Below are 15811 nucleotides of genomic sequence, written 5' to 3'. Positions count from 1 at the left end.
ATGATCGACGCCCTCGACATCGACCTGGCGCCGGTGGTGGCCGAACAGCCCTTCCCGGTGCTGTTCGCCACCGTCTCCGGCGCCCACCTCTACGGCTTCCCCTCCCGCGACTCCGACGTCGACCTGCGCGGCGTGCACCTGCTGCCCGCCGCCGACCTGGTCGGGCTGCGCGAGCCGGAGGAGACCCGGTCGCGGATGTGGGACCGGGACGGTGTCGAGATGGACCTGGTCACGCACGACCTGCGCAAGTTCGTACGGCTGATGCTCCGCCGCAACGGCTATGTGCTGGAGCAGCTGCTCTCCCCGCTGGTCGTGCACACCACCGAGGCGCACCGGGAGCTGGCCGCCCTGGCGCCGGGGGTTCTCACCAGTCACCACGCCCACCACTACCGGGGGTTCGCGGGCACCCAGTGGCGGCTGTTCGAGAAGACCGGCCAGCTGAAGCCGCTCCTGTACACCTTCCGGGTGCTGCTCACCGGCATCCACCTGATGCGCGCCGGAGAGGTGCAGCCCCACCTGCCCTCCCTCCTCGGGGAGGTCGACGCCGCCCCGGACTACCTGACCGAGCTGATCGCCGCCAAGGCCGAGCGCGAGCACGGGGACGCGGGCGTCGATCACGCGCGTGTGCGGGCCGACGTGGAGCGGCTGCACGCCGGGCTCGACGAGGCGCAGGCCGCGTCAGGTCTCCCCGACGCCCCGGCCGCGTACGAGGCCCTGCACGACTTCGTCGTACGGGCCCGGCTGGAGCGCTGAGGCGCGGCGGGTGCGGACCAGGAAGTCCTCCACCCGGCGCCGGTCCGGCTCCTCGGGGAGGGGGCTGTGCCGGGCCGCCTCCTCGCCCTCCCGCGCCAGGCGGTTCATCCGCGCCTCCACCTCCGGCCAGGGCACCTCGCCGCGCTTCACGGCGAGCAGGGAGTCACGGTCCTCGCCGACGTCGATCGTCAAGGCGCCCGTGCGCAGCAGGTCGCGGGCGCTGGTCAGGAGCCGCAGCAGGTGCATCGCGTGCTTCCAGCGCGGGGCGCCGTGGGTGCGCACGTCGGCGTCGAGCTTGCGGCGCTGGCCGTGGGCGTAGCGAGTGAAGGTCTCGTAGGCCCGGCGGGAGAGGAACGCCTCGCGGAGGGAGAGGAGTTCGCGGCCGGTGTCGTCCACGGAGTCCACCAGCGGGGAGTGCAGGCACTCCAGGATGTTCGGGTTCGCGCGCAGGGCCAGTTCGCAGAAGCGCTCCAGCTCCCAGCTGAACTGCTCCTCCCCGGGGCCCTCCACGTGCGTCGGCGGCTTCTCGAAGCGCCAGTACAGCGCGGTCGGCGCGAGGAAGACGCCCCGGCGGTCCGTGTCGCTGTCCTGCGTCGCCAGACCGAAGGCGCGCGAGCCCATGACGCAGGAGTAGACGGTGTGGTCGCGGACCAGGGCCTCGGGGGTCTGGGGGTGCATGGCGGGAGCGTACGCGGACGGCTCACGCCAGGCGGACCGAATTTCCCTCCACCGTGATCCGCTTCTCCGGCAGCGGCTTCGTGGCCGGGCCCCGCACCACCGAGCCGTCGGCCGCGGCGAACCTGCTGCCGTGGCAGGCGCAGTCGATGGTGCCGTCCCGCACGTCCGACACGATGCAGCCCTGGTGGGTGCAGACCGCCGAGAACGCCTTGAACTCGCCCTTCTCCGGCTGGGTCACCACGATCTTCTCCTCGGTGAGGACCTTGCCGCCGGCGATCGGGATGTCGCCCGTCCGCGCCAGTTCCCGCCCGGGCGAGGTCTCCGAGGAGTCGCCGTCGCCGCCTCCGCAGCCCACGCAGATCGCCGCCGCGCCCGCGCCGGTGCAGCGGAGGACCGTACGGCGGGTCGGGTTCTGGGTCATGTCGCAACTCCGGGGGAGGGGGGTTCGGACGGCGGGGCCAGCGTCTCAGGAGACGGGCGCCGCGGGCCGGTACGCGGCGGGCTGACTAGGCTGGACGGACCAAGAACCGATACATGCGTCAGCACTGTGAGCAAGGAGCATCGCCGTGGCGGTACGAGCGGTCCGGGGCGCCGTCCAACTGGAGCGGGACGAGGCGGGGCACATGGACGAGCAGGTCGCGGCCCTGCTCACCGCCCTCATGGAGCGCAACGGCCTGACGGTCGACGACCTGATCAGCCTGTGGTTCACCGCCACCCCCGATCTGCACAGCGATTTCCCGGCCGCCGCGGCCCGCGGGCTCGGCATCACCGACGTGCCGCTGATCTGCGCCCAGGAGTTGGACATCGAGGGCGCCATGCCCCGTGTCGTCCGTGTCCTCGCCCACATCGAGTCCGACCGGCCCCGCGCCGAGATCGCCCACGTCTACCTCGGCGCCGCCGCGGCCCTGCGCAAGGACATCGCCCAGTGAGAACCGCACTCGTCATCGGCACCGGCCTCATCGGCACCTCCGCCGCCCTCGCGCTGACCGACCGGGGCGTCACCGTCCACCTCGCCGACCACGACCCCGAGCAGGCCCGCACCGCCGCCGCGCTCGGCGCCGGCACCGACGACGCCCCGGACGGCCCGGTCGACCTCGCGATCGTCGCCGCCCCGCCCGCCCTGGTGGCCGACGTGCTCGCCGACGCCATGGCCCGCGGCGCCGCCCGCGGCTACATCGACGTGGCCAGCGTCAAGGGCGGCCCCCGGCGGGAGCTGGAGGCGCGCGGCCTGGACCTGTCGGCGTACATCGGCACCCACCCCATGTCCGGCCGGGAGAAGTCCGGTCCGCTGGCCGCCACCGCCGACCTCTTCGAGGGGCGCCCCTGGGTGCTGACCCCGACCCGGGACACCGACACCGAGGTGCTGAACCTCGCCCTGGAGCTGGTCTCGCACTGCCGCGCGGTGCCGGTGGTGATGGACGCGGACGCCCACGACCGCGCCGTGGCCCTCGTCTCCCACATGCCCCACCTGGTCTCCAGCATGGTCGCCGCGCGCCTGGAGCACGCCGAGGAGGCCGCCGTACGGCTGTGCGGGCAGGGCATCCGCGACGTGACCCGGATCGCCGCCTCCGACCCCCGGATGTGGATCGACATCCTCTCCGCCAACCCGGGGCCGGTCGCCGACCTGCTCACCGACGTCGCCGCCGACCTGGAGGAGACGGTGCGGGCCCTGCGCGCCCTGCAGTCCTCCGACGAGGACAAGCGCCGCGAGGGCGGCACCGGCATCGCCGAGGTGCTGCGGCGCGGCAACGCCGGACAGGTCCGCGTCCCCGGCAAGCACGGCTCGGCCCCGCGGGCCTACGAGACGGTGGCCGTCCTCATCGACGACCAGCCCGGCCAGCTGGCCCGCATCTTCGCGGACGCGGGACGGGCCGGGGTCAACATCGAGGACGTACGGATCGAGCACGCGACCGGGCAGCAGGCGGGCCTGGTGCAGCTCATGGTCGAGCCGAGGGCCGCCGCCGTCCTCACCGCGGCCCTGAAGGAGCGGGGCTGGGCGATCCGCCAGTGATCACGGGGCGCCGGACGCCTGTCATAGGGGGCCCAGCGGCCCGGTAACCTTGTGCGGGACGCGCTCGCGTCCCGCACACCACCCACCGCACCGCACCAGGAAGGTGTCCCCTCGTGGAAAACGGCGCCGCCCCGACCGTCCCGGCCGTGATTGTCGCCATCGACGGCCCCTCCGGCACGGGCAAGTCGAGCACGTCGAAGGCCGTGGCCGCACAGCTCGGCCTCAGCTACCTGGACACCGGCGCCCAGTACCGGGCGATCACGTGGTGGATGGTCAACAACGGCATCGACACCGACGACCCGCACGCCATCGCCGCCGCGGCCGGAAAGCCCGAGATCCTCTCCGGCACCGACCCGGCGGGCCCCACCATCACGGTGGACGGCGTGGACGTGGCCGGCCCGATCCGCACCCAGGAGGTCACCTCCAAGGTCAGCGCGGTCAGCGCCGTACCGGAGGTCCGGGCCCGGATCACCGAGCTGCAGCGCTCCATCGCCGCCGCCGCGCCGCTCGGCATCGTCGTCGAGGGCCGCGACATCGGCACCACCGTGCTGCCGGACGCCGACCTCAAGATCTTCCTCACCGCGTCGGCGGAGGCCCGCGCCGCCCGCCGCAGCGGCGAGCTGAAGGGCGCCGACGTCAACGCCACCCGCGAGGCCCTGATCAAGCGGGACGCGGCCGACTCCAGCCGCAAGACCTCCCCGCTGGCCAAGGCCGGGGACGCGGTCGAGGTGGACACCACCGCCCTCACCCTCCCGCAGGTCATCGAGTGCGTCGTCACCCTCGTCGAGGAGAAGCGGGCGGGGAAGTGACCGCATCCTCCGCAGCGCCCGCCCCCTCCGAGAAGGGCGCCGAGGTCGGCCGGCGCATCGGCGTCGGCCTGATGTACGGGCTGTGGAAGCCGCGCGTGCTCGGCGCCTGGCGGGTCCCCGCCACCGGCCCGGTGATCTACGCCGTCAACCACGCGCACAACATCGACGGCCCGATGGTCATGGGCGTGGCGCCCCGGCCGACACACTTCCTGATCAAGAAGGAGGCGTTCATCGGCCCGCTCGGACGCTTCCTGACCGGCATCGGCCAGCTGAAGGTGGACCGCCACTCCACCGACCGCGCCGCCATAGGGCAGGCGCTCGGCGTGCTGGCCGACGGCGGCGTCCTGGGCATCTTCCCGGAGGGCACCCGGGGCGAGGGCGACTTCGCCTCACTGCGCGCCGGGCTCGCCTACTTCGCGGTGCGCAGCGGCGCGCCGATCGTCCCGGTCGCGGTCCTGGGAAGCACGGACCGTCCCGGACGGTTGATAAAGGCGCTGCCCCCGCTGCGCTCCCGCGTGGACGTCGTCTTCGGCGACCCCTTCGACGCGGGCGACGGCAGCGGGCGGCGCACCCGCAAGGCCCTGGACGAGGCCACCGAACGCATCCAGAAGCAGCTCACCGCGCACCTGGAAAACGCCAGGCGCCTCACCGGGCGCTGAGTGACACTTGAGTAGTGGATCACCCGGTACAGGGGTGTTCCACCGATCACCACGATGAACGAGGTACGGACTTCATGAACGACCACATCCACCCCGAGGGCTCGGGCGAGGAGCACGACCACGGGGCGCTCGGCGACGCCGAGTACGCGCAGTTCATGGAGCTGGCCGCCGAAGAGGGCTTTGACATCGAGGAGGTCGAGGGCGCCATCGAGGAGGCCGGGCACGGCCCGCTGCCCGTCCTCGCCGTCGTCGGCCGCCCCAATGTCGGCAAGTCGACCCTCGTGAACCGCATCATCGGCCGCCGCGAGGCCGTCGTCGAGGACAAGCCCGGCGTCACCCGCGACCGCGTCACCTACGAGGCCGAGTGGGCCGGGCGCCGCTTCAAGGTCGTCGACACCGGCGGCTGGGAGCAGGACGTCCTCGGCATCGACGCCTCCGTGGCCGCCCAGGCCGAGTACGCCATCGAGGCCGCCGACGCGGTCGTCTTCGTCGTGGACGCCAAGGTCGGCGCCACCGACACCGACGAGGCGGTCGTCCGGCTGCTGCGCAAGGCCGGCAAGCCCGTCGTGCTGTGCGCCAACAAGGTCGACGGCCCAAGCGGCGAGGCCGACGCCTCCTACCTGTGGTCGCTGGGCCTGGGCGAGCCGCACCCGGTCTCCGCGCTGCACGGCCGCGGCACCGGCGACATGCTGGACCGGGTCCTGGAGGCCCTGCCCGAGGCCCCGGCCCAGACCTTCGGCACCGCCGTCGGCGGCCCGCGCCGCATCGCCCTGATCGGCCGCCCCAACGTCGGCAAGTCCTCGCTGCTGAACAAGGTCGCGGGCGAGGAGCGCGTCGTCGTCAACGAGCTGGCCGGCACCACCCGCGACCCGGTCGACGAGCTGATCGAACTGGGTGGCGTCACCTGGAAGTTCGTCGACACGGCGGGCATCCGCAAGCGCGTCCACCTCCAGCAGGGCGCCGACTACTACGCCTCGCTGCGCACCGCCGCCGCCGTCGAGAAGGCGGAGGTCGCCGTCATCCTCATCGACGCCTCCGAGTCCATCTCGGTCCAGGACCAGCGGATCGTCACCATGGCCGTCGAGGCGGGCCGTGCCATCGTCGTCGCCTACAACAAGTGGGACACCCTCGACGAGGAGCGCCGCTACTACCTGGAGCGGGAGATCGAGACCGAGCTGGGCCAGGTGGCGTGGGCGCCCCGGGTCAACGTCTCGGCGCAGACCGGCCGGCACATGGAGAAGCTCGTCCCGGCCATCGAGACCGCCCTGGCGGGCTGGGAGACCCGGGTCCCGACGGGCCGGCTGAACGCCTTCCTCGGCGAGCTGGTCGCCGCCCACCCGCACCCGGTGCGGGGCGGCAAGCAGCCGCGCATCCTCTTCGGCACCCAGGCGGGCACCAAGCCCCCGCGGTTCGTGTTCTTCGCCTCCGGCTTCATCGAGGCGGGCTACCGGCGCTTCATCGAGCGCCGGCTGCGCGAGGAGTTCGCCTTCGAGGGGACGCCGATCCACATCTCCGTGCGGGTGCGCGAGAAGCGCGGCGCGAAGAAGAAGTAGGCCCCCCTGGGGGACACCCAGTGACGCGTGAGGGGCGCCCCCGGCCGGGGGCGCCCCTCACGCGTCGGTCGTCCGGCGGTCAGGTGCCGGACCGCGGGGCCGGTGGCAGCGCCGCCGGGACGTGGTGCGTGCCGCCGACGCGCTGCCACACCGACTGCTGGCCGACGCGGGCGCTCTGGGCCCCCGCGCTGTAGGCGCTGTAGCCGCCTCTGCCGCGCGGGATGCTCCGGAAGGCCGTGAACCCCAGCTCCTCCTCACCGCTGCGATCGCCCGGCAGCGATCGGAAGGACCTGACGTACTCGGCGTAGAGCGCGTCGTAGATCGGCGTGGTCGAGGGGCCGCCGTGGCGGTGGAAGGCGTCGTATGCGTACACGTATGTCCAAACGACCCCGCGCTGGAAGGGATGCGGCCCAGGTGACAGCCGTCCGGCGGCGTGAACGGGCTCAGGTCCCCGCCAGCGGCAGCGCCGCCGCGACCAGCTGTCCGTTCGCCGCCGCCTTGTCCAGCGCGTCGCGCAGCAGATCCTCGCGCGGCTGCCGGCCGATCGACCCGACGGGCGCCGCGAACATCAGCACCTGCTGGTGCTTGTTGGCCGCCGTGCGCCACCCCTCGGTGACCTGGAGCGGCTGGTGCGCCTGCCACCAGGCCACCGGCCGGCCGCCGCTGGTCCCGGGCTGGAGCACCGCGTGCAGCTGGCCCATCGCGAGCAGGACCGACCAGCCGTGCAGCACGGCCGGAGCGGACGCCAGCTCGGTGACCGGCATGAAGCCCTGCTCGATCAGCAGCGGCAGGAAGTCGTCCCCGGCGCCGGCCGTGCCGGGCCGCGCGATGGGAGCGGTCGGCTCCACCACGAGGGCCGGGTGCAGCTCCCCGGCGATCAGGATCAGTCCGCTGGTCACACCGAGCACGGCCTGCTCGGGCGCGGCCTTCTCCGGGGCGGCGGGAGCGGGCTCGGAGCGGGCCTGGTCGGCGCTGATGGACCGCACCGCGCCCTGGAGCTGCTCCTCGGTGACCTTGACGACCTGCGAGGGCAGGCAGCCCGCGTGGGCGAAGGCCAGCACGGCGGTCTCTTCCCCGATGAAGAGGACGGTGCTGGTGCGCTCCTGCTCACAGTCGCCCGGGGTGCGGCAGGACGTGCAGTCGTAGCTGCCCGGGGCGGACTCCCCGGCCAGCAGGCGGTCGGCTTCTTCGTCGCCGATCTCGGCGCGTACGTCGTCGCTGACGTCGAGCATGCGCGGCACGGGTTGCTCCCTCGGGATGCGGTGCGTGACCGGACCGGGTGGCTCCCGGGCCGTGGTCCGGGCGGATCCCCGGCTCATGCAAGGACAACGGGGGACCGGTGGCGGGAGTCACGCCCCATGGCCAACGGAATCGAACCATGCGACACACGCGACGGCCCGGCGACCGCGATCCCCGCTGTACGCCCAAGTGGGCTGCCGCACAGGGTGGTTGGGTCGCCGGGGCCGGGTCGGCCGCCCGGTCCGCGAGTCGACAAATCATGAAATCAGTGAATGAACCGGGTGGCTGGAAACAGCCGCCGTCGGGTGCTCCTCCCCGTCGTGACCACATCGCAATCGGACACGGACAACCAGAAGGCAGGGTTCCGGGTCTAACCGGACGACGAGAAGCCCATGGGAGGAACCGCACCGCATGACGCCGCCGGCCCCACCGGCCGCTCCGCTGCGCGCCGACTGCATCGGCGACTCCGCGGGCGGTCTGACCTTCGACGTCGCCGCGCGCCGAAACAGCCGGAACGCCGGAGCGGCCCTGCTCGTCCTGCGCCGCCGCGTCCTGGACGCCGTCGATGCCGTCGGCGCCGCCGCGGACACGGTCAGCCTGCCGCTGGCCCCGGCGGCGGAGGGCCGGCTGCGCGCCGCGCTGCCCAGCAGCGTGTCCCTGCCCGAGGGCCGCTGGGACGCCTACGCCCGCCTGTCCGACGGCCGGCCGCGGCGCCTGGTGCCCGGGGTCACGGATCTGCGCTCCCTGGCCGAGCGCACCCCCAGCGGGCTGCTCGGCCACGTCGCCGTCCGTATCCCGTACGCCACCCGGCAGGGCAACCTCACCGTCCGCAGCTGGCTGCGCGCCCCGCACGCGGAGGCGGTCGACCTGCGCCTGGCGAGCGGCGGCCTGACCGTACGCGGGCGCGTGTACGGCACCCCGCTCGGGCCCGGGGCGGACGCCGAGCTGCGCGCCCGGCCCGGCGACGCGGCGGGCGGCGCGGACGGCTCCGGCGTGCGCCGGGTGGAGGTCGCCGCCGAGCGGACGGAGTTCGCCTTCACCGTGCCCTACGACGGCCTGGCACCGGGCCACTGGGACCTGTGGCTGCGGCCCGCCGGTGACTCCGGTCCGGTGGTGCGGCTCGCGCGGCTGCTGGACGACGTCGCCGACAAGAGCCCGGTGTTCACGTTCCCCCGCGCGCGCGTGTGGACGCCGTACGGCCCCGTGGAGGCCGGGCCGTACTACACCACGGACAACGACCTGTCGCTCGCCGTCGCCCCGCTGGAAGCCTGATCGGTGTCCGATGTTCGATTCGTGTAAGTGATCCGGGGCCCTTCCGTACGGGCGCACGCAAGTCCGTTCGGGAGTGTTCGGAGGCGGAATGCGGGGCCTCGCCGGGGCGCCCCGAACGCCTTTTCCGTCCACTTATTCGACGGAGTACCGCGACACGCGGGAATTCACCTGGGTCGCTCGCGGAGCGCCCGCAAATCCGTCCGTCCGTGTGAACGAGTTCCGGCAAAACGCACAGCGTGATCCTGTGACAGAAATGTGACCGTAGGTGCATCTGCGACCCGTGTTACCGGCGCGGGCTTCCCCGCTTCCGGAGCAGGGCATAGCGTGGCGGCATGGCACCGATTCCGACACCCCCGGCCGAGCCCCAGGACAGTCCGGACACCTACGTCGGCCTCGATTCCGACGCGGCCGAGCGGCAGGCGCGCGAGCGCGGCTGGTCGACGGTGCGGTCCCTGGCGCCCGGCACGGTCATCACCATGGAGTACCGCGTGGGCCGCCTCAACTTCGAGGTGAAGGACGGCCGCGTGTCCCGGGCCTGGAAGGGCTAGGGAAGGGCCCAAACGGGCCAGGACGGGCCCTGGGCGGGCGGTCAGCCGCCCGACAGGGGGCGTGCGGCCGGGGCCGTATTGCGCGGGTGGCGGTCGGCGTGCGGCGGCCGGCGGCTGCCGGCCGGGGTCACGGGCGTACGGTCCGAGCGGGCCGTGTGCGGGCCCGGAGGCAGGTACACCGGGGCCCGGGTGGTGTGCGGCGCGGCGACCGGCTCGCGGGCCGGTGCCTCCGGCCGGCCGGAGGCCGCCGGGGCGACGGGCACGGGCCGCCCGACCGGCCGCTTCGCCGCCCGCTCGCGGCCCAGACGGGCGTACCAGCGGTCGCGCAGGCCGAGGATCCAGGCCTCCGCACGGGTGATCAGCGGCTCGAACCAGGGGAGCGCCAGCAGGATCAGCAGCCCCGCCACCCAGCCGAGGAGCACGTCGCTGAGCCAGTGCGTACCGAGGTAGACGGTGGACATGCCCACCCCGAGTGAGGTGACCGCGGACAGCGCGGACAGCCAGCGCCGGGCGCGGTGCGTCGAGGCCAGATAGGCGAGGATGCCCCAGGTCACGACGGCGTTCGCGGTGTGACCGCTCGGAAATATATCGCCGCCGAGCCACATCTCGTTGGCGCCGATCGTGGTCGCGTAGTGCGGTCCCAGCCGGCCCATGCCGTACTTGGCGGCGCCGACCGTGACGTTCAGCAGGAGCAGGGAGACACCGAGCGCCAGCAGCGGACGCAGGGTGTGCTGCCGCCAGGAGCGCCAGCCGAGCCAGGCCGCGACCATCACGGCGGTGGGGCCGCGCTGGCCGAGCACCACGTAGTAGTCGACGAACGCGTGGATCTCCGGCCACTGCTGGTAGGGCCTGAAGAACATGACCTGCCAGTCGAGCCGGACCAGCCACGAGGTGATCACGACGGCCCACACGATCGCGAGGTAGAACGCGAGGGTTCCGGCGAACAGCGCGAACCTGTGCCGGGACATCTCCGGCACGTCCAGGAGCTCCGGTCGCTCCGGCTCCCGGTCCAGTCTCGCGAACACCCGGTCCAGACGGGTGGGCTTCCGTTCGGTACGCACCCAATCGACGTTACAGCGAGTGAGGAGTGATCCCGGCCGAATCAACGGCTTTGTGATGACGATGTGATGTGGGATTCCTCTCAGGCGACGCCTTATTTCCGGGTAATCCGCAATCCCGTCCGGTCGCGGACTTCAATTCCTTTGATCTGTCCGGTCGGCGGTTTTATCGTGCTTATGAATTCGTTCACCGAATGCTGGTGCGGAATTGTCCCGGCGGTCATCGGACGGCCACGGCCGGTCAGGGCGGGCCGGAGCCGTTCAGCCAGAAGGCCCCGTAGACCGCCGAGGCCGCCGCGACGGCGCACACGACCGACGCCGCCCTGCCGGTGCGCAGCCGGGCCAGGCCCAGGGCCAGGGGGAACAGCAGCGGGAACGCGGGCATCAGCAGCCGGGGCTTGGAGCCGAAGTAGCTCGACGCGCACAGGGCGAGCAGGGTGACGATCCCCGCGTAGACCAGCAGCGGCAGCGGCTGGCGCTGCCGCACGCATACCACGTACAGCCAGACCAGCAGCGCGACCCCGACGATCAGCCCGACGCCCGCCAGGGCCCCCGGGAGCGACGTGAACTTCCCGGCGACGAAGCGGGCGAAGGCCGCGCCCCCGTCGAAGCCGTTGCGCCAGCCCGCCTGCACGTCGAGGTATCCGAGCGGGCCCTTGCCGGTACGGTGGCCGACCCACAGGACGTAACCGGCGGCGCCCAGGGGCGCGAGCAGCATGCCGAGCACGTGCCGTGCGCCCGGGGCGCCGCCGGCACCGTCCTCGCGCCGGCTCCGCGCGAAGGCCGTGAGCACGGCCACCCACACCGCCGCCGTCACCGCGAGCCCGACCGGGCGGGTCAGCCCGGCCAGCGCGGCCAGTGTCCCGGCCGTCACCCAGCGCCCGGTCAGCACCGCGTACAGCGACCAGGCGGCCAGCGCCGTGAACAGGGACTCGCTGTACGCCATCGACTGCACGATCCCGACCGGCAGCACGGCCCACAGCAGCGCCGCGCACACGCCCGCACGGGGGCCGTACACGTGGTCCGCCACCGCGAAGATCCCCCAGGCCGCGGCGAGCGAGGCGAGGAGGCTCACGACGAAGCCCGCGTCCGCGTACGACAGCGGGGAGACGGCCGCGCCCAGTCGCTCCAGCCAGGGCAGCAGCGGGAAGAAGGCGAGGTTGGAGTGCACGTCGCCGCCCGGCAGCCGCACCTCGTAGCCGTACCCCAGCTCGGCGACCCTGGTGTACCAGAGGGAGTCCCAGCGGGCCGTCAGCAGCGCGTACGCGCTCTTGTCGCGCGCCGCGCTCCACAGGGCCAGGGCGAGCAGGCCCAGGGCGCGCACGGCCGCGTAGCCGAGGAGCGCCGGGGCGGCCCGGCGCAGGGCACCGGACGGACCCGGGGCGCCGGGGCGGCCCGCGGTGCGCGTTTCAAGATCGGTCACGGGCTCGATTATCTGCCGTGCGCCGAGGCGGCCGTCCCGGCGGGGCGGACGGGACCGTTGCCGCAGTGGCGCACGCCACACGGATGACGCGGGATCTGTGAGGCCCGCCACGTGTGCCCTGCCCGGTCTCGCGTACTCTGGCGAGTCACTCGCGTTCCGTTGCACGGCCCGGAGCCCCCCGCTCCTCTCCGGCCGAGCCGCAGGGGAGTCCCCACCCCACGGCCCGCCGGACGCGAGGGAACATCTTGGAGGTACGTACATGTCCGGGACGACCACGGCTGCCGCCGCGCTGCGCCGTCGGGCGGCCGGGGCCGGTGCCAACCGCTGGGTGGTCCTGGTCGTCCTCTGCGTCAGCCTGCTGCTCGTCGCCGTCGACGCGACCGTGCTGCACGTGGCGGTCCCCGCCGTCACCGAGGACCTCAGGCCCGGCGCCATCGAGCTGCTCTGGATCGTCGACGTCTATCCGCTGGTCTGCGCCTCGCTGCTGATCCTCTTCGGCACGCTGGGCGACCGGGTGGGCCGCAGACGGGTCCTGCTGCTCGGCTACGCCCTCTTCGGCGTCGCCTCCGCACTGGCGGCCCTCGCCGACAACGCCCAGCTGCTGATCGTGGCCCGTGCGCTGCTCGGCGTCGGCGGCGCGATGATCATGCCGGCGACGCTGTCGATCCTGCGGCAGGTCTTTCCCGACCGGCGGGAACGGGCGATGGCCATCGGCATCTGGAGCGCCGTGGCCGCGGTCGGCGCGGCGGTCGGCCCGCTGCTCGGCGGCTTCCTGCTGGAGCACTTCTGGTGGGGCTCGGTCTTCCTCGTCAACATCCCGCTGATGCTGGTCAGCCTGCCGGTGGGGCGGCTGCTGCTGCCCGAGTCGAAGGGCGACGGCCGCGGGCCCTGGGACGTGGTCGGCGCGCTGATGGCGGCGGGCGGACTGTTCGGGGTCGTCCTGGGCGTGAAGCGCCTCGGCGGCGGGGAGCCGGTGGTGAGCCTGCTCACCGTGGGTCCGCTGGTGCTGGGCGCGGCGCTGCTCGCGGGCTTCGTACGGCGGCAGCGCAGGCGTGCGTATCCGCTGGTGGACCTGGCGATGTTCCGGCGTCCGGCGTTCAGTACGTCGGTGGGGTGCATCGTGCTGGCCATGCTGGCGCTGGTGGGTCTCGAACTGATCGCGGCGCAGTACCTGCAACTGGTGCTCGGTCTTTCCCCGCTGGAGACCGGGCTGCGGCTGCTGCCGCTGACCTTCGCGGCGATGGCGGCGGGGCTGGCGGGAGCGCGGCTGCTGCGGCGCTTCGGGCCGCGGCGGACGGTGTGCGCGGGGTTTTGCCTGACGGCCTTCGCGGTGGTGCTGCTGACGGCGATGGGCCGGGCCGACAACTGCGCGCTGCTGCTGACCGGGTTCGTGCTGCTCGGCTTCGGTCTGGAGACGACGCTGTTCGGGGCGTACGAGTCGATGCTGAGCGAGGCGCCGCAGGAGCAGTCGGGTGGGGCGGCGGCGATCGGCGAGACCTCGTACCAGCTGGGTGCGGGGATCGGTATCGCCCTGCTGGGCAGTGTGATGAACGCGGCGTACGCGCCCGGGCTGGCGGGGGGCGTGCCGGGGGTGCCGGCGTCGGCGTCGGTGGCGGCGGGGCATTCGCTGGGGGAGGCGTACGAGGTTGCCGCGCAGCTCGGGGGGCCTGCGGGGGTCGCGCTGCGGCGGGCCGCGGGGGACGCGTTCGTGCACGGGCTGCATGTGACGTTGGTGGTGAGTGCGGGGTTGTTGTTGCTGGGGGCGGTGATGGCGTTGCGGTTGCCGCGGGTGATGCAGTGCGAGGAGGCTTCGGTGCCTGCGCCCCGGGGGGCCGTGGAGTCCCAGTCCCGCGTCTCGGTGTGACCCCACGGTCTCCCACCCACGCACCACCCGTTCGCCGTCGGCCAAGGGGTGGACGTTTCCCGTGGGGGTGGTCCGCCGTCGGCGGCCGCGGCTCGTGGGCCGGAGGGGGATCGCCCGGCCGGAGCATGGTGGACGTGCCGCGCGCCGCATCGTAACGTCGGCAGCGAGAGCCGTGACTAGCGGCGCTAGTTTTTAGAGTTCCGGAGGGTGTCCCCATGGCCGCGTCCCCCAAGTTGCCCGCGTTCGACCCCGTCGACCCCCTCGGCCTCGACGACCTGCTCGAGCCGGAGGATCTCGCGGTCCGGGACACCGTGCGGAACTGGGCCGCCGACCGCGTGCTGCCGTACGTCGCGGACTGGTACGAGAAGGGCGAGCTGCCCGGGATCAGGGAGCTGGCGCGCGAGCTGGGCTCCATCGGCGCGCTCGGCATGTCCCTGGAGGGATACGGCTGCGCCGGGGCGAGCGCCGTCCAGTACGGGCTGGCCTGTCTGGAGCTGGAGGCGGCCGACTCCGGCATCCGCTCCCTGGTCTCCGTGCAGGGCTCCCTCGCCATGTACGCCATCCACCGCTTCGGGAGCGAGGAGCAGAAGCAGGCGTGGCTGCCCCGGATGGCCGCCGGCGAGGTCATCGGGTGCTTCGGGCTCACCGAGCCCGACCACGGGTCCGACCCGGCCGACATGCGCACCCACGCCAAGCGCGACGGCGGCGGGGACTGGGTGCTCAACGGGCGCAAGATGTGGATCACCAACGGCTCGGTGGCCGGCGTCGCCGTCGTCTGGGCGCGGACCGAGGAGGGGATCCGCGGGTTCGTGGTGCCGACCGACAGCGCCGGGTTCTCCGCACCCGAGATCAAGCACAAGTGGTCCCTGCGGGCGTCGGTCACCAGTGAACTCGTCCTCGACGACGTACGGCTGCCCGCCGACGCCGTACTGCCGGAGGTGACCGGGCTGCGCGGACCGCTCAGCTGTCTGTCGCACGCCCGTTACGGAATCGTCTGGGGCTCGATGGGCGCGGCCCGCAGTTCCTTCGAGACGGCCCTGGAGTACGCGAAGTCGCGGGAGCAGTTCGGGCGGGCCATCGGAGGCTTCCAGCTGACCCAGGCCAAGCTCGCCGACATGGCGGTCGAACTGCACAAGGGGATCCTGCTCGCCCACCATCTGGGGCGGCGCATGGACGCCGGCCGCCTGCGTCCCGAGCAGGTCAGCTTCGGCAAGCTCAACAACGTGCGCGAGGCCATCGACATCTGCCGTACGGCCCGTACGATCCTCGGCGCCAACGGGATCTCCCTCGAATACCCCGTGATGCGGCACGCGACGAACCTGGAATCGGTGCTCACCTACGAGGGCACCGTCGAGATGCACCAGCTGGTGCTGGGCAAGGCGCTCACCGGGCTCGACGCCTTCCGGTAGGAGGCGGTCCGGCGAGCGGGGGAGCGGGGCCGTGGTGTGCGGCCCCGCCTCAGCTCTGGTTGAAGAAACCGTCGGAACGGTGTGCGGCGGGCTCGCCGCTGATCACCTGGGTGTCGGCCGGGCTCAGCAGGAACACCCGGGTGGACACCCGCTCGATCGAACCGCGCAGGCCGAAGATGAGCCCGGCCGCGAAGTCGACCACGCGCTTGGCGTCGGTCCCCTCCATGGCCGTCAGGTTCACGATGACCGGGACCCCGTCCCGGAACAGCTCACCGATGGCCCGTGCGTCCCGGAAGCTGTCCGGGGTGACCGTCGCGATGCGGCGGCCCTTCTCCTCGGCCACGTCCGAAGCCACCTTGACCCGCGGGTCCGTGACCCAGGCGTCCCCGGGCTGCTCGGTGCCCTCGGAGTAGTCGTCGTCGTAGTAACGCTCGTCATCGTTGTCGTCGACGAGGCCGAGCCACGCACTCGCCTTGCGTACCGATCCCATGGACGCCTCCTCTCACAGCGGTCTTTCGTGCTTCCGCATCCCTAT

The 15811-nt window shown here is 73.0% G+C and carries 17 protein-coding genes; 10 read left to right on the top strand and 7 right to left on the bottom strand.

Annotated elements, in window-relative coordinates:
• Window positions 1-753, top strand: coding sequence for a nucleotidyltransferase domain-containing protein (locus tag ACGH52_RS09305; RefSeq protein WP_121702645.1), 753 nt, complete (start codon window positions 1-3; stop codon window positions 751-753).
• Here ACGH52_RS09305 and ACGH52_RS09300 read toward each other — a convergent pair.
• Together ACGH52_RS09300 and ACGH52_RS09295 are read right to left on the bottom strand one after the other, a co-directional pair.
• A complete protein-coding gene (locus tag ACGH52_RS09300; protein WP_210977484.1) occupies window positions 679-1431 on the bottom strand; it encodes a DNA polymerase beta superfamily protein in 753 nt (250 codons plus the stop codon). The two genes, ACGH52_RS09305 and ACGH52_RS09300, sit on opposite strands and share 75 nt — an antisense overlap.
• Before the next feature lie 22 nt (window positions 1432-1453).
• Window positions 1454-1852 (bottom strand): Rieske (2Fe-2S) protein, encoded by a 399-nt coding sequence (locus ACGH52_RS09295; RefSeq protein ID WP_399938551.1) that lies wholly within the window; start codon window positions 1850-1852, stop codon window positions 1454-1456.
• A 145-nt stretch (window positions 1853-1997) separates the two neighbouring features.
• Between ACGH52_RS09295 and aroH the strand changes: the two genes are divergently transcribed.
• From aroH to der, 5 genes are all read left to right on the top strand, one after another.
• Complete coding sequence (gene aroH, locus ACGH52_RS09290; protein WP_076973660.1) at window positions 1998-2360, top strand: chorismate mutase; 363 nt, start codon at window positions 1998-2000, stop codon at window positions 2358-2360.
• Window positions 2357-3442, top strand: a complete 1086-nt coding sequence (locus ACGH52_RS09285) for a prephenate dehydrogenase (RefSeq protein ID WP_210977483.1) — start codon at window positions 2357-2359, stop codon at window positions 3440-3442. Before aroH ends, ACGH52_RS09285 begins: the two co-directional genes overlap by 4 nt.
• A 113-nt stretch (window positions 3443-3555) precedes the next feature.
• Window positions 3556-4251: a (d)CMP kinase gene (cmk, locus tag ACGH52_RS09280; RefSeq protein WP_059299758.1), complete on the top strand. Its 696-nt coding sequence runs from the start codon at window positions 3556-3558 to the stop codon at window positions 4249-4251.
• Window positions 4248-4910, top strand: a complete 663-nt coding sequence (locus tag ACGH52_RS09275; protein ID WP_076973658.1) for a 1-acyl-sn-glycerol-3-phosphate acyltransferase — start codon at window positions 4248-4250, stop codon at window positions 4908-4910. Before cmk ends, ACGH52_RS09275 begins: the two co-directional genes overlap by 4 nt.
• 74 nt (window positions 4911-4984) lie before the next feature.
• Window positions 4985-6463, top strand: a complete 1479-nt coding sequence (gene der / locus ACGH52_RS09270) for a ribosome biogenesis GTPase Der (RefSeq protein ID WP_210977482.1) — start codon at window positions 4985-4987, stop codon at window positions 6461-6463.
• A gap of 79 nt (window positions 6464-6542) precedes the next feature.
• On the opposite strand, the gene ACGH52_RS09265 is transcribed toward der, so the two are convergent.
• Both ACGH52_RS09265 and ACGH52_RS09260 read right to left on the bottom strand, forming a co-directional pair.
• Window positions 6543-6836: a hypothetical protein gene (locus tag ACGH52_RS09265; protein ID WP_052842092.1), complete on the bottom strand. Its 294-nt coding sequence runs from the start codon at window positions 6834-6836 to the stop codon at window positions 6543-6545.
• A gap of 70 nt (window positions 6837-6906) precedes the next feature.
• Window positions 6907-7704: a hypothetical protein gene (locus ACGH52_RS09260; RefSeq protein WP_076973656.1), complete on the bottom strand. Its 798-nt coding sequence runs from the start codon at window positions 7702-7704 to the stop codon at window positions 6907-6909.
• A gap of 409 nt (window positions 7705-8113) precedes the next feature.
• Here ACGH52_RS09260 and ACGH52_RS09255 point away from each other — a divergent pair, with 409 nt between their 5' ends.
• Window positions 8114-8974, top strand: a complete 861-nt coding sequence (locus ACGH52_RS09255; protein WP_399938549.1) for a hypothetical protein — start codon at window positions 8114-8116, stop codon at window positions 8972-8974.
• A gap of 332 nt (window positions 8975-9306) precedes the next feature.
• The gene (locus ACGH52_RS09250; protein ID WP_059299754.1) at window positions 9307-9522 is read left to right on the top strand and encodes an I78 family peptidase inhibitor; all 216 of its coding nucleotides are present in this window, start codon (window positions 9307-9309) and stop codon (window positions 9520-9522) included.
• A 41-nt stretch (window positions 9523-9563) separates the two neighbouring features.
• Here ACGH52_RS09250 and ACGH52_RS09245 read toward each other — a convergent pair whose 3' ends face one another.
• Both ACGH52_RS09245 and ACGH52_RS09240 read right to left on the bottom strand, forming a co-directional pair.
• Entirely contained in the window at window positions 9564-10583 is a 1020-nt protein-coding gene (locus tag ACGH52_RS09245) for a phosphatase PAP2 family protein (RefSeq protein WP_121700921.1), read from the bottom strand.
• Between the two features lie 238 nt (window positions 10584-10821).
• Window positions 10822-12003: a mannosyltransferase family protein gene (locus tag ACGH52_RS09240; protein ID WP_399938546.1), complete on the bottom strand. Its 1182-nt coding sequence runs from the start codon at window positions 12001-12003 to the stop codon at window positions 10822-10824.
• 259 nt (window positions 12004-12262) lie between these two features.
• Between ACGH52_RS09240 and ACGH52_RS09235 the strand changes: the two genes are divergently transcribed.
• Both ACGH52_RS09235 and ACGH52_RS09230 read left to right on the top strand, forming a co-directional pair.
• Window positions 12263-13867 carry an MFS transporter gene (locus ACGH52_RS09235; protein WP_076973653.1) on the top strand — a complete coding sequence of 535 codons (1605 nt, stop codon included), beginning with the start codon at window positions 12263-12265 and terminating at the stop codon, window positions 13865-13867.
• A 215-nt stretch (window positions 13868-14082) separates the two neighbouring features.
• Window positions 14083-15276 (top strand): acyl-CoA dehydrogenase family protein, encoded by a 1194-nt coding sequence (locus tag ACGH52_RS09230; RefSeq protein WP_121704139.1) that lies wholly within the window; start codon window positions 14083-14085, stop codon window positions 15274-15276.
• 49 nt (window positions 15277-15325) lie between these two features.
• On the opposite strand, the gene ACGH52_RS09225 is transcribed toward ACGH52_RS09230, so the two are convergent.
• Window positions 15326-15766, bottom strand: coding sequence for a cell division protein SepF (locus ACGH52_RS09225; protein WP_007447969.1), 441 nt, complete (start codon window positions 15764-15766; stop codon window positions 15326-15328).
• Window positions 15767-15811 lie beyond the last annotated feature (45 nt).

Origin of the sequence: Streptomyces sp. BBFR25, from assembly GCF_044590125.1 — a bacterium.
Taxonomy (GTDB): Bacteria; Actinomycetota; Actinomycetes; order Streptomycetales; family Streptomycetaceae; genus Streptomyces; species Streptomyces canus_D.
Note: the sequence above shows the minus strand (reverse complement) of the source record. Positions and strands in the feature narration are given on the sequence as shown.

What these genes read in the sequence shown, in the direction of transcription:
- ACGH52_RS09305 (WP_121702645.1), top strand. Translation starts at nt 1, where the DNA reads ATGATCGACGCCCTCGACATCGACCTGGCGCCGGTGGTGGCCGAACAG.
- ACGH52_RS09300 (WP_210977484.1), bottom strand. Translation starts at nt 1,431, where the DNA reads ATGCACCCCCAGACCCCCGAGGCCCTGGTCCGCGACCACACCGTCTAC.
- ACGH52_RS09295 (WP_399938551.1), bottom strand. Translation starts at nt 1,852, where the DNA reads ATGACCCAGAACCCGACCCGCCGTACGGTCCTCCGCTGCACCGGCGCG.
- der (WP_210977482.1), top strand. Translation starts at nt 4,985, where the DNA reads ATGAACGACCACATCCACCCCGAGGGCTCGGGCGAGGAGCACGACCAC.
- ACGH52_RS09255 (WP_399938549.1), top strand. Translation starts at nt 8,114, where the DNA reads ATGACGCCGCCGGCCCCACCGGCCGCTCCGCTGCGCGCCGACTGCATC.
- ACGH52_RS09250 (WP_059299754.1), top strand. Translation starts at nt 9,307, where the DNA reads ATGGCACCGATTCCGACACCCCCGGCCGAGCCCCAGGACAGTCCGGAC.
- ACGH52_RS09235 (WP_076973653.1), top strand. Translation starts at nt 12,263, where the DNA reads ATGTCCGGGACGACCACGGCTGCCGCCGCGCTGCGCCGTCGGGCGGCC.
- ACGH52_RS09230 (WP_121704139.1), top strand. Translation starts at nt 14,083, where the DNA reads ATGGCCGCGTCCCCCAAGTTGCCCGCGTTCGACCCCGTCGACCCCCTC.
- ACGH52_RS09225 (WP_007447969.1), bottom strand. Translation starts at nt 15,766, where the DNA reads ATGGGATCGGTACGCAAGGCGAGTGCGTGGCTCGGCCTCGTCGACGAC.